22 protein-coding genes are annotated in these 26111 nt (G+C 49.4%); 9 read left to right on the top strand and 13 right to left on the bottom strand.

All coding sequences use genetic code 11. The annotated features are described in order from the left end of the window. Positions 1 to 169: 169 nt before the first annotated feature. From EAO38_RS02780 to rpsO, 6 genes are all read right to left on the bottom strand, one after another. Positions 170 to 1792 (bottom strand): GmrSD restriction endonuclease domain-containing protein, encoded by a 1623-nt coding sequence (locus EAO38_RS02780; protein ID WP_121020894.1) that lies wholly within the window; start codon positions 1790 to 1792, stop codon positions 170 to 172. An 8-nt stretch (positions 1793 to 1800) separates the two neighbouring features. Further along, positions 1801 to 3603 (bottom strand): flagellar hook-basal body complex protein, encoded by a 1803-nt coding sequence (locus EAO38_RS02775; RefSeq protein WP_121020892.1) that lies wholly within the window; start codon positions 3601 to 3603, stop codon positions 1801 to 1803. Continuing rightward, complete coding sequence (gene flgD, locus EAO38_RS02770; protein ID WP_235852481.1) at positions 3600 to 4730, bottom strand: flagellar hook assembly protein FlgD; 1131 nt, start codon at positions 4728 to 4730, stop codon at positions 3600 to 3602. Before flgD ends, EAO38_RS02775 begins: the two co-directional genes overlap by 4 nt. A 73-nt stretch (positions 4731 to 4803) precedes the next feature. Next, entirely contained in the window at positions 4804 to 6201 is a 1398-nt protein-coding gene (gene fliK, locus EAO38_RS02765; protein WP_121020890.1) for a flagellar hook-length control protein FliK, read from the bottom strand. Positions 6202 to 6249: 48 nt separating this feature from the next. Continuing rightward, a complete protein-coding gene (locus tag EAO38_RS02760) occupies positions 6250 to 7485 on the bottom strand; it encodes an O-antigen ligase family protein (protein ID WP_235852480.1) in 1236 nt (411 codons plus the stop codon). A 7-nt stretch (positions 7486 to 7492) separates the two neighbouring features. Next, the gene (gene rpsO, locus EAO38_RS02755) at positions 7493 to 7765 is read right to left on the bottom strand and encodes a 30S ribosomal protein S15 (RefSeq protein ID WP_121020887.1); all 273 of its coding nucleotides are present in this window, start codon (positions 7763 to 7765) and stop codon (positions 7493 to 7495) included. A 112-nt stretch (positions 7766 to 7877) separates the two neighbouring features. On the opposite strand from rpsO, the gene flhA reads away from it, so the two are divergent. From flhA to pseC, 8 genes are read left to right on the top strand one after another with little or no spacing between them, the layout of a single operon-like run. Further along, the gene (gene flhA / locus EAO38_RS02750; protein WP_121020885.1) at positions 7878 to 10076 is read left to right on the top strand and encodes a flagellar biosynthesis protein FlhA; all 2199 of its coding nucleotides are present in this window, start codon (positions 7878 to 7880) and stop codon (positions 10074 to 10076) included. An 8-nt stretch (positions 10077 to 10084) separates the two neighbouring features. Beyond that, entirely contained in the window at positions 10085 to 11173 is a 1089-nt protein-coding gene (locus tag EAO38_RS02745) for a DHH family phosphoesterase (RefSeq protein ID WP_121020883.1), read from the top strand. Positions 11174 to 11197: 24 nt separating this feature from the next. Beyond that, the gene (locus EAO38_RS02740; RefSeq protein WP_121020881.1) at positions 11198 to 11878 is read left to right on the top strand and encodes a hypothetical protein; all 681 of its coding nucleotides are present in this window, start codon (positions 11198 to 11200) and stop codon (positions 11876 to 11878) included. 5 nt (positions 11879 to 11883) lie between these two features. Beyond that, a complete protein-coding gene (gene pheS, locus EAO38_RS02735; protein WP_121020879.1) occupies positions 11884 to 12882 on the top strand; it encodes a phenylalanine--tRNA ligase subunit alpha in 999 nt (332 codons plus the stop codon). Beyond that, on the top strand, positions 12882 to 15182 hold the full coding sequence (gene ytpR / locus EAO38_RS02730) for a YtpR family tRNA-binding protein (protein ID WP_205588328.1): 2301 nt from the start codon (positions 12882 to 12884) through the stop codon (positions 15180 to 15182). The genes pheS and ytpR overlap by 1 nt, the downstream gene beginning before the upstream one ends. Continuing rightward, a complete protein-coding gene (aroA, locus tag EAO38_RS02725) occupies positions 15182 to 16504 on the top strand; it encodes a 3-phosphoshikimate 1-carboxyvinyltransferase (protein ID WP_121020877.1) in 1323 nt (440 codons plus the stop codon). Before ytpR ends, aroA begins: the two co-directional genes overlap by 1 nt. Continuing rightward, positions 16485 to 17309: a 4-hydroxy-3-methylbut-2-enyl diphosphate reductase gene (locus EAO38_RS02720; RefSeq protein WP_121020875.1), complete on the top strand. Its 825-nt coding sequence runs from the start codon at positions 16485 to 16487 to the stop codon at positions 17307 to 17309. The genes aroA and EAO38_RS02720 overlap by 20 nt, the downstream gene beginning before the upstream one ends. Before the next feature lie 19 nt (positions 17310 to 17328). Then, the gene (gene pseC / locus EAO38_RS02715; protein WP_121020873.1) at positions 17329 to 18456 is read left to right on the top strand and encodes a UDP-4-amino-4,6-dideoxy-N-acetyl-beta-L-altrosamine transaminase; all 1128 of its coding nucleotides are present in this window, start codon (positions 17329 to 17331) and stop codon (positions 18454 to 18456) included. Between the two features lies 1 nt (position 18457). On the opposite strand, the gene EAO38_RS02710 is transcribed toward pseC, so the two are convergent. The 7 genes from EAO38_RS02710 to EAO38_RS02685 form a co-directional block, all read right to left on the bottom strand. Next, positions 18458 to 18964 carry an isochorismatase family protein gene (locus EAO38_RS02710; protein ID WP_121020871.1) on the bottom strand — a complete coding sequence of 169 codons (507 nt, stop codon included), beginning with the start codon at positions 18962 to 18964 and terminating at the stop codon, positions 18458 to 18460. A 24-nt stretch (positions 18965 to 18988) separates the two neighbouring features. After that, entirely contained in the window at positions 18989 to 20716 is a 1728-nt protein-coding gene (locus EAO38_RS02705; RefSeq protein WP_407927409.1) for an OmpP1/FadL family transporter, read from the bottom strand. 7 nt (positions 20717 to 20723) lie between these two features. Beyond that, the gene (locus EAO38_RS02700) at positions 20724 to 21293 is read right to left on the bottom strand and encodes an HP0838 family lipoprotein (protein ID WP_121020932.1); all 570 of its coding nucleotides are present in this window, start codon (positions 21291 to 21293) and stop codon (positions 20724 to 20726) included. 66 nt (positions 21294 to 21359) lie between these two features. Next, complete coding sequence (locus tag EAO38_RS02695; RefSeq protein ID WP_121020869.1) at positions 21360 to 22019, bottom strand: LPP20 family lipoprotein; 660 nt, start codon at positions 22017 to 22019, stop codon at positions 21360 to 21362. A gap of 52 nt (positions 22020 to 22071) precedes the next feature. Then, positions 22072 to 23439, bottom strand: coding sequence for a Na+/H+ antiporter NhaC family protein (locus tag EAO38_RS02690; RefSeq protein ID WP_121020867.1), 1368 nt, complete (start codon positions 23437 to 23439; stop codon positions 22072 to 22074). A gap of 215 nt (positions 23440 to 23654) precedes the next feature. Further along, positions 23655 to 23792: a hypothetical protein gene (locus tag EAO38_RS08850; RefSeq protein ID WP_162982661.1), complete on the bottom strand. Its 138-nt coding sequence runs from the start codon at positions 23790 to 23792 to the stop codon at positions 23655 to 23657. 64 nt (positions 23793 to 23856) lie between these two features. Further along, on the bottom strand, positions 23857 to 24405 hold the full coding sequence (locus EAO38_RS02685) for a phosphorylase family protein (protein WP_121020865.1): 549 nt from the start codon (positions 24403 to 24405) through the stop codon (positions 23857 to 23859). A gap of 76 nt (positions 24406 to 24481) precedes the next feature. Here EAO38_RS02685 and EAO38_RS02680 point away from each other — a divergent pair, with 76 nt between their 5' ends. Continuing rightward, the gene (locus EAO38_RS02680) at positions 24482 to 26095 is read left to right on the top strand and encodes an inorganic phosphate transporter (RefSeq protein WP_121020863.1); all 1614 of its coding nucleotides are present in this window, start codon (positions 24482 to 24484) and stop codon (positions 26093 to 26095) included. The last annotated feature ends 16 nt before the right edge of the window (positions 26096 to 26111 follow it).

Raw genomic sequence — 26111 nt, 5'->3', positions numbered from 1 at the left:
TTTAAGGGGTTGATCCTAAAAGGGGCAACTCGCGCCACGATTCTGTCCGGATTGTATAAAGCCACTTCAAGTCAGCGCGCGCACCTGCTCTAAAATGGCTTGAGCGCGCATGGACAAAAACGCGTTATAGTCCTCTAGCACGCGCGCACTGCTCAAGTCGATCAAATGACTAAATCATCTCTTTAATCTTGTCCATGATCGCCCTAGCCCGCATTTTTAAAAAGGCTTTGTAATCCACAAGCACATTAGGATGGCTTAAATCGATCAAATGGGTTTGTAGGGTCTGATCTAAATCCTTGTTGCTCTGTCTGCACTCTTGGATATACTCTTGAGGGGCCTTGTCCTTGATTTCTTGGTTGAGATTTGCGCTGATCAAGGTCATATTGGCGATCACATCGGCCGCCTTGTCAGGCCAACCCAGTTTTTTAAGGTGATTTTTAGGGTAGAAGTGGTGGAGATTTCTTTGGGTGCGGTGTTCTAAAAAGAGATGATCTAGCACCACAGGGCTATTGTTACGAAAATCTTTAGGCCCTAAAATGGCTAGCACTAAAAAGATAGTCTTTTGCAACCCGGTTCTGATATTTAGGGGTTCGCCCATTAAAAACGCTTCAGAGACGCTAAAAAAGGGAAGTTTGGCATCAAAATCAACAAACTCGCCCTTGTAGATTTCTTCAGCAAGCCCGAGTTGTTTGAGCAAGGAATCGCCTTGGTGCGCTCCAAAAAAGCAACATCTAAAAAAGAGTTTTTGCAATTGCTCCTTTTGGTGGGCGCTCGCAGGTTTGTTGTGGTTGCAGTAAAAAAAGTAAGCAAGAGGCAGGAGCGTGAATTCTGTAGGTAAAAAATCAATGGAGGGGATTTTAAGGCTGTGTTTGCAAAACTCCACCGCGCTTTTAAAACAAAGGGCAATCTTTTCCCATTGATCGCGCACACTATGGGGATCTAGACGCATGATAGCGGGGGTGGCGATGCGTTCTTTAAGGGGTAACCCCTCTTTGAGGGTGTAACTGATCAATTGCACCACCCCCAAAGCGTTACTCAGTTTAAAATCCAGCTTGTCTAAATCGCTAGAAAGGGTGCTAAAACGCGCCTCTAAATCAAAATCCCCCTGATTGGGAGGCATGTAAAACCGGGCATAGAGGATTTGAGAGAGGTTTAATTTTGTCCCTCCCGTGTTAATGCGGGTGAAAATTTCTACGATTTCTTCAATGGAGGTATCGGCGATTTCAATGGTGGGGAAGCGGTATTTTTCAATCTGGCGTTGCAGGCCTATAAATGGCTTGGCACTCTCGCGTTGGAGCTGGTATTTGTCCTCCAAATCGTAGGTGTGCAACTTGATCAAATCGCACACAGCCACCGCCCCCTCTAATCTTTCATTTTTCTTAGCGACCACGCAATAATCCCCTTCTATATTGGGGTGGGCGAGGATACGAATATCCTGGTAGTTATCTTTGCTCCGTGGCCCTCTTTGGTGGGTTAGCCCTTTGTAGGCGTACATTAAAGCTGTCATGCGCTGTTGTCCATCTAGGACATAATAGACATAATCATCATTCTTGATTGCATTCGAACACACCCCCTTTATTTCGCGATTGTGCGCCAAATGCTCCTTAGTTTTCCACAAAATAAAAGCGCCAGTGGGGAAACCTTTGAGCATGCTATCAATAAACTCAGCTGCCTTTTTGATGGTCCATACAAAATCGCGCTGAAAGCGTGGGATCACATATTCACCCCGATCCAAACGCTCGATGATGTCTTTAAATTCGTACTCCGCATAATATGGCTTTAAAAATCGCATTTCTGGTCCTACTTCTTCAAATTGATCGCTTCTTTGATCAAGTCATCACCGGTTGTGAAGGCTTTGGCGTTCATAGAGTAGCCTCTTTGCATTAAAATCAAATTTGTCAAGGAGTGCCCGGCGTTGACATTGCTGGTCTCTAGGTATTTGTGCATCACCTTGCCAAATTTGAGCTTGCCATCATCGCGATCCCAGCCAATAATGGGATTCCCGCTCAAAGGGGCAGCCCTCCCATTCACCGTGGCATTTTGGATGTCAAAGAGATTGCTCCCCACCTTTTTAAGCCCCTGATCGTTGATGAAGGCAGCGATCCCCACTCTCCCCATTGTCTCCAACGCGCCATTGCTAAAGATGAGATGGATAATCCCATCATCATCAATGCGCATGTTTTGCAACAACCCCTTGGGTTTGCCATCTTGAGAAATCTGATATATCTTAGAATCCTCATAGGACACATCGCTAGAAGTGTAGTCATCGCTCTTGTCTAAAGAGTAGATCAAGGGGTTGCCCTTGAAGTCTAGGGTAATAGGGTTGGCGTGAATCTTGCCTGCCTTGTCAAAGGTGATGGTTTGGCGCACAGGCTTGTTAATGGGGGTTTTATCGCGCATTTCAATGATGGAGCTCTCCACCTCCCATTTGTCCTCAGAATTGGGATTCATGGGGTCTTTGATCTCTGTCATAAAAAAGTCGCTTTTCAAGAGATACTTTTGCCCGGCCTTGTCGTAAATCTCTGCAGTGGTGCTATAAAAGGGGATGCGAATAGAAGTCGAATCGCGCGACTCTCCTTTTTTGAGGATCGCCCCATTGGCTGTCCAGCCGAGTTTTTCAGCCATGTGCCCCCCGATGGCGATCGTGGCGGTGGGGTCGCTGGGGTTTTTGATCTGCAAGAGCAAATGCGATTGGACATCGCCCGGGTTGCTCTTGATCACGCCTAAATCCAAATGTGCCCTAGTTTGGAGCAATTTTTTCAGATCTCCTAAAGTCCTAAACTCATTTTTTTCCATCCCTCCATTGCCGTACTTAAAAGTGAAGTCCTGCGCGATGTCGCCCTTGACTACCATGATCTCCAAATTGCGGTGCATGGCCAAATCCAAGGGCTCGTTATCGTCATTGGCCAACGCGTTAGCGTCTTGGTTTAAAAAGCGATCCGTAATCACCTCCCCATTCTCATCTAGAAAGTATTCTTCAGCGGGGCGCACATGGTTTTTAGGGTTTAAATTGAGGCTCAAATTGAGTTTTGTGGTTACCACGGGTTGGTATTGCACATCGCGGGGCAAATAAAGGGGGGTGAGTTTGCCCGCGTGCAGGGCCTTAGTCTCCTCATCTGGATTGCCTGCGGTCAAAATCCCATTCTTGATTTTGTGCAAATCCACGCCATAGACATAATAGCCATGCGAGTTGACAATGTAGCCATCCGCATCGCGCAAGAAATTCCCATCGCGGGTATAAAAATTCTCTTGGGCTTGCTGGTAGCCATCTTTATTAATTTGCATGCTCCCATTTTTATTAGGCCCCACAATAAACCACCCACTCCCCTGATAGGCCATGTTAAACTCCGAATCGCTGGGCATGTACTCCCCATCTTTGCTAGAAATGGCGTTCCCCCCTGCGGCCGCCCCGTAATTGCGATCGTTGGCCGTAACGGTATTGCCCCCTAGAGAATCCAAATGCGAAGCAAAGAGAGATTTAAATTCCGGGTCATTGCGGCGATAGCCAATCGTGTTGATATTGGCGATATTGTTAGAAACGCTGTCTATGCCAAATTGGTGGGTTTTGATCCCTGAATAGGCGTTGAGAATGGTGTCGTTCATGCTTGGGCCTTTGGCGTTGTGTGGGCCGGATGGCTGGCATCATGGGCTAGAGATTTTGTAGCGGAGGTAGGGGCGCTCTGCTGGCGATGCTCTGTAGGGGGTGCTTTAGAGGCTGGGGGGGTGTGCTCTTGCCCGGGAGTGGTACTAGAGAGATGGGGGGGGGATTTAAGTGGGGCTTGAGACAAGCGCGCGCTAGAGGGGGCGTTTTGGGGTGGGGTGGGTTGGGGCTTGGTGCTTGCCACCTCTTTGGGGGGTGTGGGGGCCTTGGCCTGCACGAGGTGGGCTAGACTCTCATGTTGCTCTTGTTCATGGCGTGAACTGGGTTTGTCGTAAAATTCTAGCGCGCTATCCATGGGCAAAACCATCTCCCCCATGCGCAACATGGGCTTGCCCTTGTTGAACACCACGCTTTGCACCTCCCCCCTGCCAATGCGGGTATGGAGGTATTTATTGCTATGGGGGTCTAAATTGTATTCGGCCACAACCTCATAAGTGCCCGGTTTGACTGGTTTGCCCTCCTGATTCAAACCGTCCCACTCAAAATTCACATAGCCCTGCTGGCCATTTTTCTCTTTCAAAGAGAGAGTGCGTACGAGTTGTTTGTTTTGATCAAAGATTTGCACTCCCGGATTGCCCTCTGAGGCCTGAATGGGTTGATCAAAATAGAGCGCAAAAGTTACCTTGCCCTTGCCCACATTGATCCCCTTGACATCGGTTTCAGCAATCTTGCCAATCATGGTAACACTATTGCGTCCAGAAGCCTCTGTTAAGAGCGCGCTGGCTTTTAGACTATTGTCCATGCCCTTGTCTAAATGCTCTAAAGTCTCTTTGAGCTTGCCTTGAAAGTCTTTGAGCGATTGGTTGGTGTCCTTGCTAGATTGCATCGCATCGGCGACTTCTTTCATGGTCTTCTTGCTCTCTTCTTGCATCTCTACTTGCGTGAGTTGCGCGGTTTGGGTGATGATCTTGTCTGTCTCCATGGGGGCGGTGGGGTCTTGGTTCTTGAGCTGTTCTAAAAACAACTTCATGAACGCGTCTTTGTCTAAGCCATTGGCGATCTTGGGCTCGTGTTTCTTTTTCTCCATTGCCGCTTTTGCCCCGGTCACTTCTGCTAAATCAATGGGCATGCCCTTCTCCCGTTTTGGTATGATCCCCCATTATACCCAAACCAGCTGATCTTAGGCGTAGAGTCCCCCACTTTTAGAAGGTTCTAAGGGGGGGGGCGTTGGTGTCCTTAGAGGGGGCTGGATTGGAGGGGTTGTTTTGGCCCGGGTGGTGATCTTGAAACTGCCCCTGCTGTTGGGGGTGGTTAGAGCCATGCCCGGTGTTGTTGTGCGCAATAAAGCTCACATCCACATCATTAAAGCCCATTTGTGCCAAATTGTGGCGCAATTCATTGTTGTAAGAAGAGAGCAAGGCGGCCACAGGCGCGCTAGAACTCACACTCACTTGGATATTCTTGCCCACCTGTTGGATCACGACATCTACCTTGCCCAGCTTATCTGGGTGGAGCTCCATAGAGAGTTTGGTAATGGGGGGCTTGAAATCTTGTAACTCCTGCTTGAGCTCGGCGGCAAAATTCTTTAGAGTCTCTTTGATCAAAGGGGCTTTAGGCAGGTCCTTATCTTGGACATGTTGGATGGGCGCATGAGACACATTCTCTTTTAAGGCACTGACATCGGATTTTTCGTCCTTATCTTTTTCTAATGCGGGCTTGGCTGGGCCATGCAAGGGGGATTGGGGGGCGTAAATAGAGGGGGGGAACTGCACAAGGGCTTCTTTAAACGCCTGCTTGATCTCGCGATCATTGGTTTCGTTGTCTTTGGGTAGGGTGTGCCCATAGAGTTTTTGCGCATGGAGTTTCGCGCTCTCTTGTTTGTGTTGGGCCACGCCTTGGTGTTCTAAAAGTTGGCTTAGGGGGGCTTTGGGCGTAGGGGTTTGATTAGAGGGTTTGCTAACGGGCTTGGGGCTTGAATCAGGGCTCTCTTTGGAGGCGATAGAGGGGGCTTTATCCTTAGCAGATGCGCTAGATTTCTCCTGCATTTTGAGTAAATTCTGGGTGGAGAGAGGGGCTTTAGTCCCCGCTTTTGCGTCCTTGATCTGCGCTTTTGTGGGGGATACACCCTTTTCATGCTGGATGGCATTCAAACCCAATTTCTTGGCAAGTTTGAGTTTTTTAATGTCTGAGAGTTTGGCGTTTTCTGGGAGTTGTGCGCCCTCCTGTGTCTTTTTGGCTGGGGCGGATTCTTTAGCGGATTCTTTAGCAAGGTGGGTGTCCTTGGCGCTTTTTTTAGGCGATTCTGGGGTTTTGGGCATTTTGCCATCTAGCAAATGGGCTAGGGGGCTATGGGCGATGTCTGTACCTTGCTTGGCTTTGGTTTTGTCCAAGGGGGCGTTTTTGTCCTGCTTGCTCAATTTGGCGAGCAAGGCCGATTTTTTCGCCGCAGTGTGATCCTCAGATGCTTTCAGATGGCTTTTCTGTTTGGCTAAAAGGTGTTTGAAAGCGTCTTTATCGTCTAAAACGGCCTTGTGTGCAGAGGGGGTCTTGCCCTTGCTAGGCGTTTTAGCGGTGTCTAAGTGAATGGGATTGACTGCCACACCGATCCTTTGCTTTTTTTAAATGACAAGCAAAGATAATACCATGCTTTAAGTGGGAGCGCGCGTCCCCACCATGCCCATCACCACCATGCCCACAAAGAAACTGCCTTCAATGAAGAAGGCAAAGGGGTCAAAACCCATCCCCAAGACGAGGTAAAAACCCAGCAACGCGAGCATGAGAAGCGAGAGTTGGGGATGGCATGCAAGTCGTTTGACAAAGATACGCGCCACAACGATCCAAAATGCCAAGAGTACTCCCAAGCCCACAAGCCCCTTATGGGCAAGTACATTGAAAATCTCATTGTCGTATTTGCCCTTGCAATCGCTTTCTGCTACGCTGTGGTAGGAATGCGCCATGGCGATAATTTCGCCCATGCGCTTGCAGCGCGTACTCAAGCTCATGCCAAATAGCGGGGAGAGGCGCACAATGGCCAAGGCCTCCTTCCAACGATCTAGGCGCGCTCCGATGCTCGAATCGGCATTCTTTTGGGCGTAGAGTTTGAGATCGTGGCTAAAGGTTTCTTGCGTGTTGCGCGAGGTCTTAATGAAGGCGTTTTTTTCTAAGGTCTGTTCGCCCACAAAAAGCCCCAAGAACAGCGCGCCCATGCCCAGCATATAGGGCAAAACCCGCCATGATTTTTGCAAGTAGAGAATGAGAGCGGAGAGAGCGATAAAGGTACATCCAAAGGCGATCCACGCGCTGCGAGTCGCGCTCAAGATCACCACCATAAACCCCACCCCCATGGCCACGCTGAAAAACACCTTTTCGCGGTATTTGGGCGTGTAGAGCGCGTAGATATAGCATCCAAGAATCGCAATAGCGCTCAGGGTTACAAACCCCACAATGGTGCTCCAAGCGTCCACCCGCCCCACCCCAAAACCTATGCGCTGTACCAGTGCGATCGCGCTATTTAGAAAACATGCAAAGGCCATGCTGTAAAAAATGGCGCGTTGGTGGAGCGCGATAGAGGCGTTACTCAAACACACCAACGCCAACGCGCCCAGCAGATAGATCAAGGGCATGTTGAGCAGGCGCAAGTTGTAAGAAAAATGCGCCAAAGAATCATCCATGAAGAGATTGGGCAACACGCTTGCAAACATGAGCACCCACACCCATGCTAGCCATTTGTGTGCGCGGGGCAGTGTTAAAGAGGGTCTGAACTTGAGATAGTAGCCCAACGCCCCCAGTGCCAAGACAACCAAAAGAATCTGCGCGAGAGGCTTTTTAAAAGAAGTGAGAAAAAACAGCGCAAAGATGAGCGTAAAAAAACCCGATGCGCTCAAAAAAGACCTAGCGGTTCTTAATCCCCAACGCTTGAATGAGCTCCAAATAACGCTCATGTTGGGTGCGCTTGAGATATTTGAGCAGATTTCTGCGATGCCCGACCAATTTTAAAAGCCCCAAACGGCTGGAGTGATCTTTGGGGTTGGTTTTCAAATGCGCGCTCAAATCGCTAATGCGTTGGCTAAGCAAGGCGACCTGTACTTCGCTAGACCCCGTGTCGCCTGTTTGCCTGCCGTATTTGGCGATGATCTCTTGCTTTTTTGCTGCACCTAAGGCCATGTAAACTCCTAGCTTAAAATTTTAACAATCTTTGATTATAGCCTAGAAAAGTGAAAATTTACATGAAAGAGTGTAGAATACACCCATCTTCAAATAAAGGGTAGTAGCAGGCGTGGCGGGCAATAAATCTAAGAATGTGCTTAAAAAGGCTTTTCCCTTCCTAAGACACTTGAGTCAGTCTAAAGACTTGACGGTGGTGGTGTTTGTGATCGCCATTTTGGGCATCATCATCGTGCCCCTGCCTCCCTTTTTGCTGGATTTTCTACTTACCATCTCCATCGCGCTCTCTGTGCTCATTATTTTAATTGGGCTTTACATCACCAAGCCTACGGATTTTAGCGCCTTCCCCACTTTGCTCCTCATTGTTACGCTTTATCGCCTCGCGCTCAATGTCGCCACCACGCGCATGATTTTAACACAGGGCTATAAGGGACCTAGCGCGGTGAGCGACATTATCAGTGCCTTTGGGGAATTCACCGTGAGCGGGAATTATGTCATCGGGACGATCATTTTCTGTATTTTGGTCTTGGTGAATTTGTTAGTCGTAACCAATGGCTCAACGCGCGTTACAGAAGTGCGCGCGCGCTTTGCGCTAGACGCGATGCCAGGCAAGCAAATGGCCATCGATGCGGACTTGAACTCCGGGCTCATTGATAGTGATGAAGCCAAAAGGCGGCGCGCAGCCCTCACTCAAGAGGCGGATTTTTACGGCGCAATGGATGGGGCGAGCAAGTTCGTCAAAGGCGATGCGATCGCATCCATCATTATCACCTTGATCAATATCATCGGGGGCTTTTTAGTGGGGGTGTTTCAAAGGGACATGAGCATTAATGCCAGCGCATCTACTTTTACGATTCTCACTATTGGGGATGGTCTTGTAGGGCAAATCCCCGCACTCATCATCGCCACAGCTACGGGCATTGTTGCCACGCGCACCACCCAGCACGAAGAAGAAAACTTCGCTAGCAAGCTCATCACCCAGCTTACAGACAAGAGCAAGACCTTAGTCATTGTGGGCGCTATTCTCTTGCTCTTTGCTAGCGTGCCCGGTTTGCCCACCTTTTCGCTCGCCTTTGTGGGGAGTTTGTTTTTATTTGTTGCATGGCTCATCTCTAGGGAGGGTAAGGACAATCTATTTACTAAGTTTGAAAATTGGTTGAGTAAGAAAACCGGAATCGATCTCTCCCATAGAACCGCCACGCAGGTAGAACAAGCTCCCATCGCCCGCCCCCCCAAAAGCGCAGAAGAAATCAAAAAAGAAGAAGAGCAAGCCATCAATGAGGTGCTTAAAATTGAGTTTTTAGAATTAGCCCTAGGCTACCAGCTCATCTCTCTAGCCGATGTCAAGCAGGGCGGGGATTTGTTAGAGCGCATCCGGGGGATTAGAAAAAAGATTGCTAGCGATTATGGCTTTCTCATGCCCCAAATCCGCATTAGAGACAATCTCCAGCTCCCCCCCACACATTATGAAATCAAACTTAAGGGGGTGAGTATTGGCGATGGGAGCGTGATGCCCGATCGCTTTTTGGCGATGAATACCGGCTTTGCGGGCAAAGAGATCGAGGGAATCCCTACCAAAGAGCCTGCCTTTGGCATGGACGCGCTGTGGATCGAACCCAAAGACAAAGAGGAGGCGATCATTCAGGGCTATACCATCATTGACCCCTCCACCGTGATCGCCACACACACCAGCGAGTTGGTCAAAAACTACGCCGAAGAGTTTATCACTAAAGATGAAGTCAAATCGCTTTTAGAACGGCTCGCTAACGATTACCCCGCCATTGTGGAAGAGGCAAAGAAGATCCCCACCGGGGTGATTCGCTCTGTGTTGCAAGAACTCTTGCATGAGAAAATCCCCATTAGGGATATGCTCACTATTCTAGAAACCATTACCGACATCGCCCCCAGTGTGCAAAACGACATCACCATTTTAACCGAGCAGGTACGCGCAAGGCTCTCAAGAGTCATCACCAATATTTTTAAATCCGAGGACGGAACGCTCAAGCTCCTCACTTTGGGTACGGCGACCGAGCAGTTTTTATTAAACAAACTCAAAGACCAAGCTTCGGGCAAATTCTTACTCTTAAACGCCACCGAGATGCAACAACTCATTGAGAACATCTCCGCCGAATCGATGAAAATCTTACAGCGCGGGATCGCCCCGGTGATTCTCATTGTCGATCCCGAGCTGCGCCGCCCCCTCTCTACCAAAATGGAGCAGTTTAAGATCGACATTGTGGTTTTAAGCCATGCCGAGCTAGACACCAACGCTAAATACGAAGTTTTGGGCACAATTAATATCAATTTTTAAGGACACTGATGCAAGTCTTTCACTTATCCCACATTGATTTAGATGGCTATGGTTGCCAGTTTGTCAGCCGTCATTTTTTTGAGAACATCACCTATTACAACGCCAATTATGGCAAGGAGGTTTCAGCAAGACTTAAGGAGATCATCGGCGCGATCCCCAAACACTCCGCACAAAAGGTGTTGGTTTTAGTTACGGATTTGAACTTGACTTTGGGCGAGGCGGAGTTTTTGCAAAAGGAAAGCGAAGCCTTGCGTTTGCAGGGCAAGGAGGTAGAACTCTTATTATTGGATCACCACATCACAGGGCAGGACGCTGCGCAAAGCTACCACTGGTATCATTTAGATGTAGAAAGGAGCGCCTCTAAAATCACCTATGAAACCCTTAAAGAGCATTACAAGCCCCTACAAGAGGGCGCGTTAGAAAAACTCACCCCAATGGTGGAGATGATCAACTCCATTGACATTTGGCAAGAAGAGGGTTTTGGCTTTGAGCTAGGTAAGGTGTGTATGCGCATGATCGCTAGCACCCATGAGCTCAACCGCTTCATGTTTGATGTGGAGCATCGCGCCTACAAATTTGCCCTTTTAGAGCATGTACCCAGTTATATCCATCAAGAAAACGGGGCGGTGCGCTTTGATAACGATCTCTTCAGACTCAAAAAAATCGCTTTGGGCGGGGATCCGGATGCGGAGACGATGGATAACATCGCTTCAAATGCGCAGGTAGCCCTGCTTTCGCGAAAAAAAGAGGCGTGCAGTGTGGCGTGCGAGGGTAAAAAAGGATTTTTGAGTTATAGCATGGGGGGGATTAGCGTGTTGGCAAATTTGTTTTTGCGCCAAAACCCCGAATTTGACTTCTATATGGATGTGAGTTTTAGGGGCAATGTGAGTTTGCGCTCCAATGGAAAATGCGATGTGAGTAGCATAAGTAAACAATATTTTAACGGAGGGGGGCATAAAAACGCCAGCGGGGGTAAAATTGAGGGTTTTAAAGAAAGTTTTAGCTATTATGACATCAAAGAACAATTAGAGGGAGTCTTCGCACAAGAGGCCGCGGGGGACTCTGATGGTTTTTTTGCCAACCGATTTGGATTTTGAACTTATCAAAATAAAAGGGTGTTCATGAGGTCATTAGTTGTTGCTTCTTGTCTTTCAGTAGCTTTTATCGCGGGGTGCGCAAAGCTTAGTATAACTCCCGAACAGGTGTCCAGGTACAATAATGGAGTGCAGGTGCTCACCTCCAGTCAGCCCAATTCTAAGGTGCAGGTAGAGGTAGCCCAAAAGCAACTCAAGGGCTTGGACGATCCTCCCTTAGTGCTCTATGTGGGGGCGGAGCTGACAGGGGGTAGTCCTCTGGATTTTGACAGCAGTCATATCAGTGTGAGTGAAGGGCAACGCAATCTGCCCGTGCTCAGTTTTAAACAAATGCTCAAATCCAGCTACGATTTTGACCCGGTGTTACAAAAATTCAATATCGCCGTACCCTCCACGCCCATTACGGGGGACAATATCCCCTCGCCGATGTTCTACTACGGGCAGGGGGCTTTCTTGGCCTACGATATGATGATGGGCGTGCCCTTTATGATGATGGATGACGCACAAACCCAGGCGATCATGCAAGATGAACGGCAAGCTTTTAAGATCATGGCCATCAACTATCTTAGAAAGTCCACACTCAAGCCCAATAGCAAGGCTAGGGGGGGCTTTGTCGTGGTGGATCCCAAACACATTACCGCCGGGACCTTGGTGGTGAGGGTGGCTCTCAATAATGAGGTGCACACCTTCAAAATTGATGTCAAGTAGGTTCTTTGCAAACTCTACAGGCCCTTTTAACCCAAATTTCAAGCACCACCACCCTTGAGGGCTTGGAGAATCTGCGCCTACAGGTTTTGGGTAAAAAGGGGTTGCTCACCCAAGAATTTTCCCAGCTCAAAAGCCTAGAGGGGCAGGTAAAGGCACAAAAGGCCCAAGAGCTCAACCAATTCAAAGAGGCCTTCACCAGCACGCATGCGCTTAAAAAGCAAGAGCTGCAAAACCTAGCCCTAGAGGCCAAATTGTGCGCCCAAAAAATCGATTGGAGCTTGGCCCACACCCATTTGCGCGCAAGTTTTGGCCACCCCTTGAGCCACACTAAGGATCGCATCATTGAGTATTTCACCCAGTTGGGTTTTAAGCTCCACCTAGGGGCCTTGATTGAGGATGAGTTTTACAATTTTGACGCGCTCAACATGCCCGCCTACCACCCCGCGCGCGACATGCAAGACACCTTTTATTTTCAAGATCGCAAGCTCTTGCGCACCCACACCTCACCCACCCAAATCCACGCCCTGCAACACCAAGAACCCCCCATCAAGATGATTAGCGTGGGCCCCACTTTCAGGCGCGACTACGACACCACCCACACTCCTATGTTCCATCAGGTGGAGGGTTTGGTAGTGGATCGCGCGCGCCGTGTGCATTTTGGGCATCTCAAGCAGGTGTTAGAGGATTTTTTGCACCACTTTTTTGGAGATGTCCGCGTGCGTTGGCGCTCTAGTTTCTTTCCCTTCACGGAGCCCAGCGCGGAGGCCGACATTAGCTGTGTTTTTTGTGAGGGGCGGGGGTGCAGAGTGTGCGCCCACACCGGTTGGTTAGAAGTGCTCGGATCGGGCTGTGTGAATCAAAGGGTGTTTGAGAATGTGGGGGTTTGTGGTGTGAGTGGGTATGCCTTTGGGCTGGGCATTGAGCGTTTGGCCATGCTCACCTGCGAGATCAACGATCTAAGAAGCTTTTTTGAAACCGATTTGAGATTGTTAGAGGCCTTTTGATGTTATTAAACACTTACGCTCTGCATGATTTTTTAGAGGGCTCTCTGCCCGATGTGCCCACCCTATGCGCGGATTTGAGTCGTATCGGTCTAGAGGTAGAGGGCGTGATGCCCTTTGAGCTGTCTGAATGGGTGGTGGTGGGCAAGGTCTTGGAGTGTGCCCAACACCCCAATGCCACCAAACTTAGCGTGTGCCAAGTGGATGTGGGTTCTGAGGTGTTGCAGATAGTGTGTGGGGCGGCCAATGTGGGCGCAGGGCAGTTTGTGGCCGTGGCGTTGATGGGGGCGCATTTGCAGGCTTGTAACTTAGACATACAGATGAGCACCCTTAGGGGGGTGGAGAGTTTTGGCATGCTGTGTTCTAGTACAGAATTAGGCCTGCCCAAACTCTATGAAGGGATTTTGATTTTAGATAGCAGTGTGAATAGGGATCGCGCGCTTGTGTTGGGCACACCTTTAAAGGACTTGCCCTTTTTTAAGGGCGCGCTTTTAGACATCGCGCTCACTCCCAATCGGGGGGATTGTTTGAGTGTACTAGGGATCGCGCGCGAACTTGGCGCGCTCTATCCTCTTTGCTTAAAATCCCCCCCTCAACCGATCTCTCATGCTAGTCTAGAGATTTCTCTACCCCCCTTGCTCCCCCCCTGCGCGCTAAGTTATGCCCTGCTAGATGGGGACACCCCGGTTACGCCCCTTGAGATCGCCCTTACTCTAGCTTGGCAGCATAGTTTGCACCCTAGCCCGCTGGAGAATCTCTTAGAATACGCCGCCTATCTTAGCGGTGTGATCTTACACGCCTATCCTTTTGGGCCCTTAGAAGTGGGTGTCAGCACGGAGGGCTTTTTGCACGCCAAACAGGCTTCTCAAACTCTGGCAAATATCGGGGTAACCCCCCCCAAACCCCCTCGCACAAGCCCATGCCTGATAGAAGCCAGTTTCATAGACCCAGCCTATCTATGCCGCTGCCTGCACAAACACCCCCAAGAACACGCCTCTTTAAGCCTGACTTATAAAACCAAGCGCGGGAGTCATCCAAAGGTACAGGAGGGCTTGGCGTGGCTTGCTGCGTTGCTGGCGCGTTTTTATCCTAATGCCACCCTACAACTGGGTCCATCTAGCCACTCTTTAAACCCCATACGCATAACTCTAGACATAGAAGACATCGCCCAAATTCTGGGCTTGCATGTGGATGGCGCGCGTGTCCAAGAGATTTTAACGCGCTTGGGTTTTGGGGTGTGGGCGCAGGGGGCGCGCTTGGAGATCCAAGTGCCTTCACACCGCCACGACATCGCCACAATTCAAGATGTCGCCGAAGAGGTGTTGCGCTTTGTGGGTTTAGAACACATCCCCAAGCAGACCCTCGCCCTTAGCGAACTGAGCGACACCAACCCCCATTACACCCGCTACAAATTTGAGCGGGCTTTAATCAGCCGTGCTCTAGCCCTACAATTCAAAGAAGTGGTACACTATCTCTTTGCCAAGAAGGCGTTTTTACACGGCCTGGGTTACCCCACCTTGCCCCAAGAACTAGACCTGCTCAACCCTATCAATAACGATCTCAACACCCTGCGCACCTCTTTAATCCCGGGTCTCTTGCAGGCCTGCGCGCGCAATAAAAATTTGGGCTTTAAAAGCATCGCTTTATTAGAGTTGGGCAGTGTGTACACCCCCCAGCGAGAAGAGCGATCCACTCTAGCCCTTTTGGCCAGCGGGCTTAAAAGCCTGCCCCACTACCCCCACCCCAAGGGGCAGGCGTGGGATTTTTACGCCTTTGCGCGCGCGATCTCTAGTGTGATCGGGGCTTTTGATCTAGAGCCTATCACCCAAGAGCACGCCCAAGAAAATCCCTATTTGAACACCACCTACCACCCCTACCAAAGCGCGTGGATGGTGCAAGAGGGGCAAAAAATCGGGGTTTTAGGCGCGCTCAACCCGCTGTTGGTACAAAAAGAAGATCTGCTAGAGGGCTTTATTGCCGAGATTGATTGTACGCATTTACACCCAAAGCCCTATAAAGCCCAAGAGTTTTCTAAACTCCCCACCAGTTTTAGGGATTTAACCCTTCTTATTGATAACAATCACCCCTTTAGCGCGCTGAAAACAAGCCTGCTAAAAGCCCAGATCCCCCATTTAAAAGAAGTCTTCCCCCTAGACATCTATACAGAGAACGCCGATCAGATCGCGCTGAGTGTGCGCTTGAAAATCCAATCTGAGGAGTCTTTGACAGATGCGCAATTACAAAGCGTCACGCAGCAGGCCCTAAGCGTGCTCGAGCGCGATTTCAACGCCAAACTCAAGTAATGCTACACATTGCCCCCGCTTCTAAATTTGATCTTGTCCTAGATCATCTGCCTGCGGACAAATCTTTGAGTCATCGCGCGCTCCTCTTTGCACTCTTATGCCAACAGCCCTGTTTGGTACAAAATTTGCTCACAGGGCAGGATTGCTTGAGTACTCTTCATATCGCTAAGGCGTTGGGTTTAAAGGTACAAAAACACACCCCCAACACCCTTAAGCTCACCCCTCCTAAACAATTTTTACACTTCAGCGAGCCTGCAAAGCCTTTAAATTGCCACAATTCGGGCACGACCATGCGTCTTTTGAGCGGACTGCTCAGTAGTAGCCAAAGCCAAAAAAACCACTACATTTTAGTGGGCGATTCTTCTTTGAGTCGACGGCCTATGGGGCGCGTGATCGCCCCCCTAGTACAAATGGGTGCGCAAATTTGCGCGCGGGCTCAAAATACCCTAGCCCCTTTGAGTATTGTAAGCACACCTTTAAAGGGGGTTGTTTACAATAGCCCCATCGCCTCCGCACAAGTGAAAAGCGCGCTGCTACTAGCCACTTTGCAGGCCAAAGACCCCCTCATCTTTAGCGAGCCCTCTTTGAGCCGCGATCACACCGAGCGCATGCTAGCCGCCCTAGGGGCCAATATCCACACAACTCCCCAAGGCATCACTCTAGAACCCTTGAGCAAGCCCCTAGAGTCCTTTTCTTGGACGATCCCAGCGGATCCTTCTAGCGCCTTTTACTTTGCCCTCGCCGTGGTACTTGTGCCCCAAAGTGCGGTGTTGCTCAAAAATGTCTTGCTCAACCCCACGCGCACAGAGGCCTTTAGAGTCTTAGAAAAAATGGGCGCGCATGTGGAATTGCACCCGCGCGCTCAAGAAATCGAACCTGTGGGGGATATTTATGTAGAACACCGCCCCCTCAAAGCCATCGCCCTTCAAGCAAACATCGCCTCTTTGATCGACGAATTGCCCGCCCTAGCTGTGGCAATGAGTGTGGCCCAGGGGGTGAGCGTGGTAAAAAATGCCAAAGAGTTGCGCGTGAAAGAGAGCGATCGCATCGCCACCACTTTAGCTAATTTAGCCAAAATGGGCGTAGAATGTGTGGGCTTTGAAGATGGTTTTCAAATTAAAGGGGGCTGTCTTAAACGCCCCAAAGAACCCCTAGAGAGTTTTAACGATCATCGCATCGCCTTGAGTTTTGCGAGCGCGCTTTTAGCTTGCGGGGGGACTCTCAAGAACGCCGCATGTATGGATGTCTCCTTCCCCCAATTTCAAGAGATTTTAGGGCGTATCGCCCGTATTAAGGACACAAATGCAAGTGAAAATGGCTAAGAACTACGGCTTTTGCTTTGGGGTCAAGCGCGCCATTGAGATCGCCCAAAAGAATAAAGATAGTCTGACTTTGGGCTCTTTGATCCACAACCCTAAAGAAATTGAACGCCTAGAGCGCGATTTTAATGTCAGAGTGCAAGACGATGTGGGGGCTATTGAGTCGCATAGCAGTGTGATCATCCGCACGCATGGCATCCCTAAAAATGATTTGGCTTTGCTTAAAGAAAAAGGGGCGCATATTATTGATGCCACCTGTCCCTATGTGATCAAGCCCCAACAAATTGTAGAAAAGATGAGCGCTAAAGGCTATCAAATCGTGCTATTTGGGGATGCTAACCACCCAGAGGTCAAGGGGGTGATTAGCTACTCTAGCACCCCTCCCCTAGTGGTCAACTCCCTAGAAGAATTGCAGGGTAAAAAGCTGGGCAAAAAAGTAACCCTAGTGTCTCAGACCACCAAGCAAACCCCCAAACTCTTAGAGATCGCTAACTTCTTGATCACTCGCTGTGCGGAGGTGCGCATTTTCAACACCATCTGTAATGCCACCTTTGACAACCAAGAGGCGGTTAGAGAACTCAGTCAAGAGGTGGATGTGATGATCATCGTGGGGGGTAGAACTTCTTCTAACACCAAACAGCTTTTTCACATCGCCAAGGAGTTTTGTACAGATAGCTACTTGGTGGAGGATTTTAACGATCTGGACCCGGCGTGGTTTAGGGGCAAACGACTCTGTGGAATCAGCGCGGGGGCCTCTACTCCAGATTGGATCATTGAGGGAGTGAGAGAACAGATTGCAGGGTTTTGAATGCGTATTAGGAGATTGAGTGAACCCCTATAGTACCCAATGCATTGATCAAGACGACATTGATTCAGTTGTGCGCGCGTTGCAGGGCGCGCATCTAGCGCAAGGGCCTTTATTAGAGGCGTTTGAAAACGCCCTAGCCGCTTATCTGGGTGTCAAGCATGTCATTGCCTGCAATAGCGCCACTTCTGCACTGCTGATGACTTATCAAGCCCTAGGGTTGGCAGAACAAATTGCCATCACCACCCCCATTAGCTTTGTGGCGACGGCAAACATGCTCTTAGCATGCCAAGCCACCCCGCTATTTTGCGATATTGGCGCAGATGGCAATCTAGACCCCGCGCGCTTAGAGGAGGTGTATCACACATGCGCACACCCCCAGCGCATTAAAGCATTGGTAAGCGTGGATTATGGGGGGCGGAGTGTGGAAGTAGAAGCTCTGCGCGCATTTTGTACGCGCCACCAACTCTATTTTATCTCAGATAGCTCCCATGCGCTAGGGGGGAGTTATAGAGGGCAAAAGATTGGCGCGCTAGCCGATGCCACGATTTTTAGCCTGCACGCTATCAAACCCATCACCACCGCAGAAGGGGGGCTCATTGCCACGCATAGTACAGAACTCTACCACCAACTCAAACTCTTGCGCGCCCATGGGGTAGAAAACCAAGGCTTTCATGTAGAAGTGTCCGGTTATGGTTATAATTTTAGAATGAATGAATTGCAAGCGGCTTTGGGATTGAGCCAACTCCCCAAATTGGACCGCTTCATCGCGGTGCGCGAAGAGATCGCATGTTTTTACGATCGTCTCTTTACCGATAATCCCTATTTCACGCCCTTACACGCCTCTTTGCCCGCGCACATCACCAGTTCGAATCATCTCTATGCGATTCTGTTAAACTCCAATCTGTGGGAGAAAAAAAACGCGTTGTTGCAGGCTTTATTGGACGCACAAATAGGCGTACAGGTGCACTACAAACCCATCCACACCTTTAAACTCTATCAAGAACGCTTAGGGCTTTTGCACTTGCCCAAAGCCCAAGATTTCTACCAAGCCACACTCTCTCTCCCCTGTCATCAAAAGATGACCCTAGCCCTTGCTCAGTACAGCGCGGACACCCTTTTAGCATTGTGCGCGCAACTTTCTGGCTAGGCTATTTGATCAGCTTGGAGATGGCCCTAAAACTAGGGTGCGTGTAGGTTTGCATGCACTCAAAGGCAACGATTTCGTTGCTTAAAATGTGCGCCCCATAGTGTTGCAAGTCGGCTAGGGCGCGCGCTTTGTTGCGCATATCTCTAGAGCTCGTACAATCCTCTAGGATGGTTACCTCAAAACCTGCGCGCAAGAAATCCTTGGCGCTTTGATAAACACAGACATGCGCCTCAATGCCTAGCAAGATCAAATGCGCCTTAGCGGGCAAGAGGGGAGTGAGCACGGGGGCAGCGCTGAAGTGTTCCTTGGTGTGGGGCGTGCCTAAAAAAGCCTGTAAGGGCGCGACACTGGGCCCTAATTTACTAGGGTTTTGTTCGCTTGCTAAGATTTCAAGCTTTAACTCTTGGGCAATCTGTAAAAATTGGATGCAATTGGCCAAGAGCGCGTCCGCTTCTGCCATCACTCCAAGCAATTTCTCTTGAATATCAATGACAATAACATGGGGCATAAAAATCCTTTTTTATAGATTATCTTACCACCGATACCCCAAAGATGCCGAAAAAATGCGCAGCTGGCCAATATCTTTAGACTGGTAGTAACTATCCCGATTGCTTTTGAAGGTGAAGGTACCCCCCCAACCAATATCAAACCCTCTAAAATTGTATTTGGCACCAAAGGCGATGGAATAGCCATTCGAATCGGGTATCCCAATAGCGTCTTGGGGGCTGGGGGCCTGATCGTAACTCAACGCGCCCATCAAGCGCAGATTTCTGCCCATATAGGTCGTGCCAAGCCTAAAGGTGTTGGTGTCGCGCCAACCCGCTCCCATGTTCATCACCCCACTAAAATCTGCCAAACCCACCATGTTTTTAAGAGTCGCCGCGCTCAAGAACTGCACCGTGCCCCCAATACCCTGATAAGACGCGTTGGCGAAATCTGGAGTCACTAAAAACTTATTGCCCTGACTCCAAAAAGTGCGCTCGTACACCCCCTCCACGCGCAAGTGGTGTTTGAAAAACTCGTGAGCGTAAGCGATGTTGATCACTTGGGGTAAAGAAACATTGATATTTAAATGCCCTCTTGTGAGTACATTCCCTAAACTAGGGCCTAATTTAGTGAGCGCAGTCAGTCCTCCCCGCATGTTAAAAGTTACACTGCTGTTATAGACCACAGAGAACATGCCATTTTCAAAAACCCGCATACTCGCCCCGATTTTATAACCCCCCCCCCATGAGCTCCCATTACTCTGTTGGACGACCTGAGAAGTGCCATAGAGATCAGAGATGGCCTCTTGCAAGCCGCTATAGCGCATAATTTGTTTGAGACCATTGTAATAAGTTTCACACACGGGGCTATTTTGATTCATCTCTGCAGTGCATTGCATTGCGGGGCGATAGCCTATACTAGCTAGTTGGGCGCGCATCGAACTGGGTACTTGCTGGCTAAAGACATTATTGGGCAAACCCACAATTTGACTCCCGCTCAACACCGATGCGCCGTGCAAAGGCACATAAACGGTGTTGTCAAATTTGCCTGTTGCGTAGAGTCCACGCCCACTCACCCCCACAGAGAAACGATCCCCAATGGTATAGCTCACGCTGGGGGCAAGCTCAACCATCATGATAAAGACATTTTGCAAGAATTCCCCACCCTGACCATTCCATTTCATGCCTAAGCCAGAGGGCGCGGTAAAACTCCCCCCAAAGGTAAAGCCATTGTGATTGCGTGTTTTGTAAAAGAACTTAGGCAGTACAAAATTAGTCGTGCCGGTCCAACCGCTCACCACTTGCGCGCTGGGCAGAGAGGCCACTGTTGTAACCTTTTGGCTAGTGAGACCCTGCAAGTTGTTAATGAGCTGCTTGAGCGCAGGAATACCCCCATCGATGAGTTTTTGGGCTGCAGAAGTGGCCACACCTCCCAGACCCAAAATATTGATGATGGCCGCGTTGTTAGCATCACTAGGGTTCATCACTAAACTCGTTTCAGAATAAAGCCCCTGATTAGTGCCAGGTACCATGAATTTAAAAGCGGGGATATTGATCACCGTGCTGGTGATCTCAAATTCGCTTTCATTCTCCCCCCAGTCGTTGTTAAAACCCATATTGGCCGGGTTGTAATAGCTCGCGTCCGCACCCCGCGCCCCGGCAATATAGGCAGAATTGAGCGCGGTCCCATTCAAGCTTTGTTCAGAAATTTTAAACCCATTGGCCTGCCCCAACATGGGTACCAACACCACACATGATCGCCACCACCAATGCACACAGACCTCACTTAGGGGGGTGGTATTGTTGGATCACAATGGCTGTACCCGTGCTCATGTTTTGGAAAAGGATTTTATCTGGTTTGCGTTCGTAGTAGATCACTTCCCCGCCTTGTACAAAACGCTGTACCACCTCTCCATTGGGCTCTATGCGCTTGCCAATCCCATTAAAAATATCATGCCCTAATACGATGTCATCAAAGAGATCCCCATAGCTCACCTTGCCAAAGAGATCCCTAGCCGCGCTCCATTTGGCCGAACAAATGCCAGAAAAACACAGATAGTTTTTCTTGATCACAATCTCCCCGGCCTTTTTGCTGAGTTGGTAGAGCTCGATCTGCAAATCGCCCTCTTTATTGCGCTCGATCGTGCCGTAATCATAAAAACGCAACACGGGCGTGTAAATGTAGATGAGTTTGAAGCGTTCTAGGGCTTTTATCCGCGCGATTTCCGCCTCTTGCTTGCGTTGCGCAGCACTCTTTTTAATGAAAAGCTTTTTATGTGCCTTGTGTGCCTTGTGAGTTGACTTGGGTTTGGGGGGCTTTTTGTGCCCGCAAGAAACCAGAAAAGTCCCCAAGAAAACCACCCCTAAAAGCTGTAAAACGCGCCGCCACTTAGCTAATGAGGCCACCACGCAACAAGACTACCCTCTTGCCTGATTGAAGACATTGTACCAAATGCGCCCATCTAACTTGAGCTCCATACTCACTTGGCACAAGCCATCTTTATAGATGGTCTCGGTGATCTCGGCGTTGCGGATCAAAGCGTTGACCTTAGTTTTAATCACGGAGTTTTGCAAGATCATGTCTTTGACTGTGTCAGTAGCGTTCACTCTAATCCCATACATTTTCTCGCCCAATTGGCGATACCCATCCACAATGGCCGCGCGCTTGGCTAGGGCTAGGGCTTGAGAGGGGGAGATCGTGGACTCTGGGGCAACCCCCATGCCCACCGCGCTCAATTCGATCACATTGGTGGGGGTGAGAATGGGCGTGTTGGGCACCATTGCTGGCGCGCCCCCTCCACTAGAGAGATTGCCCTGTGAAGAATTGTCAAAACGGGTCTCAATCTGGGGTTGAGACTTGGGGAAATTGGGCATGGGCGGCTTGCTTGTGCTATTGAAAGTGGTGGGAGGATAAATGGGGGCTTGTAAACCTGTCGCTGAGGGGGGGATGAGCTGCGTTGCCCCCGCGCGCTTGAACATGCCACAACCGCCCACAACTAAGGCCAAACCCACGTAAGCGCACAAGGGCACCAAGCCCCGTGCTCTAGTGCTACCCCCCACGCATGCCTTTTGCTCCATCTTACTACCTTTGAGTCATTTAGATCGCATTATAGCACAAAAAACCCTAAAACTATGCCTGAGCACCGGTGGTTTTAGGCGTTAAACTCTTGAGCACCCACGCGCTGTAAGCACTCCAAAAGATATACAACAAGGTCAAAAGCCCCAAGAGTCCTTGATACCACAGCAAAGGCAACACAGACAGGAAGTCCACGCTTCCCTTAGCGAAACCAAGTAAAATGAGCATTTGCGCACCATAGGGGATCAACCCTTGAAAGATACAAGAGAAGATGTCTAAGATCACTGCGCTCTCACGCCGATCCACGCCAAATTTTACGCTAATTTTCTTGGTGATCTCTCCCACGATCACGATGGCCACTGTGTTATTAGCTACGGCCAAATCCACCACACTCACCAAAGCGGCGATTCCTACCTTAGCGCTTTTAGGACCTACAATGAGCTTTTCGATCTTGGAGATGACCCACGCCACCCCGCCCTCGCGCGTAACCATGAAAGCAATCCCCCCTGTGAGCAAAGAGAGCAAGAAGATTTCTTGCATATTGCTAAAGCCATTATAAATTTCTTTGCCAAAACTGAGCAGAGTGAAATTACCATAATACAAGCCGATCCCCCCAGAAAGCACCACCCCCACAAACAACACTAAAAAGACATTCAAGCCCAAGAGGGCTAAGATCAAGACCAAGAGATAGGGAAGAGTCTTGAGGACTTGGAAATCATGTACGCTCAAGGGTACCACACTCTCAGGCCGCCCAAAGATCAAGAGCAACACCACGGTGAGCAAGCTCGCAGGCAGGGCGATGTAGAGATTGATTTTGAACTTGTCATTCATCGCCACATCTTGGGTACGCGTGCTTGCGATCGTGGTGTCTGAGATGATGGAGAGATTGTCTCCAAACATTGCCCCTCCTAGTAACGCCGCTAAGATCAAGGGCATGGACAATCCGCTTTGCTGGGCCAAACCCACCGCAATGGGACCTAAGGCCACAATCGCGCCCACACTCGTACCAATGGCTGTAGAAATAAAAGCGGCGATCACAAACACCCCCGCAGCCAAGTACTCCACAGGGATATAGGTTAGCCCCAGATTGACCGTAGAATCCACTCCGCCCATCGCCTTGCTCACCACGGCAAAAGCTCCGGCTAGAAGATAGATCACACACATAGTCATGATGTTCTTATCTCCACAGCCGGCCAAGAAATCGTTAAATTTTTGGTTGAGATCGCTTTTAAAGAGCAAAAACGCGCTAGCCACCCCCACACTAGCTGCCACAGGCCCGGGCAATTGGTAAAAACCCATTTTTACCCCGACCAATTCTAGATAAATCCCCGTGCCTAAGTAAGTAACAATGAAAACAAAAAAAGGAACTAGCCCTAGCGCGCTAGGCTGGGCGTGATAAGTGTCTTGTCTAAACTCCTGCATGCACGTCCTTTGTGTGTGAAATGGGTGTGTGATAAAAGGCCACCCATGCACATCAGATCGCTAAGGTGTAAAGAAAAACGCCTAGCTCTCTGTGCCACAACAAAAGACAGCATGAAAACCCTTTCTCAAAAATAGAATGCGGGTAGCCTAACACAAAAAACTTTAAAGAAGCTTGATAGTGTAGAACACCCCCGCTCAAAACGGGGGAACAACCCTTAGTCTTGGTTGTTGCTGTTTTGGCTATTATTGCTGTTTTGGCTGTTGTTAGCACTACCACAACCACAGCTATTGTTGCTGTTTTGGCTATTATTGCTGTTTTGGCTGTTGCAACTGTTGTTACTGTTGTTACTCATAGCGTTCTCCTTTATCGTATTTGGAAACTCAACGCCTCCATGCCCGCATGGTAGCCCATGTTCCTTAACGTTTTGCAAACGCTCCCATCCACGCCTCTAAACGGGCTTTAGCCCGATCATGATTATCTAAGAACTCTTGGTGGGCGTGGGGAGTGATGTAATTAGTGATACAAAATACACCCACACTCGGGATATTAAAACTCTGTGCCACACTCAATAACGCGAAAAACTCCATGTTTTCTAAGGCGATGCCCGCATTGTGCATTTGGCATGCAAAGTTAGGGTTTGTGTGGATGTAGTTGCTAGAGTTGACTTGCACATCGGGCAAACGGATTTGATCCAAGAGCGCGCTGTGTACTTCTAAATGGTTATCTAGGGGGGTGTAACTTTGCGCTTGGGTAAAACTTTGCTCGATTTGGTAACCCCGTGCGCTTTTACACAAAGATAACAAGGGCAGGTTAGGATCATAACTCCCTGCGCTGCCTACAAAGATCAACTCCGTAGGGTTTTCCAACAAGCACAGGCGTGTGAGGCAAATTGTGCTCTGTATGAGCCCCACCCCCACCCCCTTAGCCATCTTAAAATTCTCTGAATATCCCGCGCATACAAACATAACAACCCTTTTCTTCTACCCTAACGCTTTTTCTTTAAGCAGTTCTTAGAGTATTTTATACTAGAGTGCGCCCACAATGAAAGCTAAAGACGCTTCCCCTTTTAAGAAAGCCCTTAAGGAACTCCAAAGGGATAATGTCAAGATCACCCTAGCGGTTGTGTTTGTAGTTTGTATTGCTGGCATGGCGTTGGTCTTGGGGCATGTCCCCATCCACTTTCCTCTGCTGGCTTTGGCCACAGTCATAGGGGGGTATATGGCCATGAATATCGGTGCCAACGATGTGGCAAACAATGTGGGGCCTTTGGTGGGCTCACAGGCGATCACATTGGGCATGGCGATCCTATTAGCCGCTATTTGTGAGGTTTTGGGTGCGGTGTTGGCGGGGGCAGATGTGGTACAAAGCATCAAGGGCAAGATTATCAACCCGGCGCACATAGAGAGTACAGCGGTATTTGTGGGCATGATGTTGTCAGCCTTGCTCTCTGGGGCGTTGTGGCTACACTTGGCGACAGCCATTGGTGCGCCCGTTTCCACCACACACTCTATTGTGGGGGGGGTCTTGGGAGCGGGGCTGATGGCCGGGGGACTGGGGGCTGTGGAGTGGCATTTTCTAGGGGGGATTGTGGCAAGTTGGGTGATCTCTCCGGTGATGGGAGGGGGGATTGCTATGGGTTTATTGGCCATCATCAAAAATGTCTTGAGCGATAAAGAAAATAAGAAGCAAGCCGCGTTGGGGGTGATGCCTATTTTAGTGGGCATTATGGGGGCGGCTTTCACGTGGTATATGTTCGCTAAGGTGTTAGGGAAAAAATTACCCCTTTCTTTGCAATGGTGGCAAGAGGTTGGCCTGAGCCTTGTGGTGGGTTTGGGAGTTTATATTCTGTTTAAATCCTATGTTTCTAAGAGACTAGCACTACTAGAAAACACCAAAGAGAGCGTACATACTCTCTTTACCTATCCCCTGATCTTTGGGGCGGCCTTGTTGAGTTTTGCGCACGGGGCCAATGATGTAGCCAATGCAGTAGGGCCTTTGGCAGCCATTGTACAGAGTTTGCAGGAGTGGGGCAACCACGCCATCCCCACTAAGGCTTATGCGCCCTTGTGGATCATGTTCATTGGAGGAATGGGGATTGCGTTGGGTTTGAGCTTGTATGGCCCCAAGCTTATTAAAACCGTGGGGAGCGAGATCACAGAATTAGACAAAATGCAGGCCTTTTGCATCGCAATGGCCACGGTGATCACCGTGTTATTTGCCTCCAAATTGGGTTTGCCCGTGAGCTCGACGCATATCACTATTGGCGCGGTCTTTGGCGTGGGCTTTTTACGCGAACTCCTACAAAGACGCACTTTAGAGATCAAGCAGATGATCTTAGACGCGCACGCGGGCGAGGACGCTAGCGTGATCAAGAATTTCTTAGAACGCTTTGAAAAAGCCAGCCCCAAACAGAAAAAAGAGATGTTAGCCTATCTCAAAGCTTTAAAGAAGAACAACAACACTTTAGAATACTCTATTGGATTGAGCAAGAAAGAACGCAAAACACTTAAGAAGGCTTATAAAAGCGAGTTAGTTCAGCGTTCTGTAATCAAAAAGATCATCACCGCTTGGATGGTAACCGTGCCTATTTCCGCCTTGTTGGGCGCGTTAGGTTATTATCTAATCGCCATGTTTGATATTGTAGGGCGGCTGTAGATGGCTTGTTTGCCCG

The sequence above is a fragment of the Helicobacter vulpis genome (genome assembly GCF_003660395.1).
GTDB lineage: Bacteria > Campylobacterota > Campylobacteria > Campylobacterales > Helicobacteraceae > Helicobacter > Helicobacter vulpis.
The sequence above is the reverse complement of the archived record's forward strand: the minus strand, read 5'-3'. Positions and strand labels throughout refer to the sequence as shown.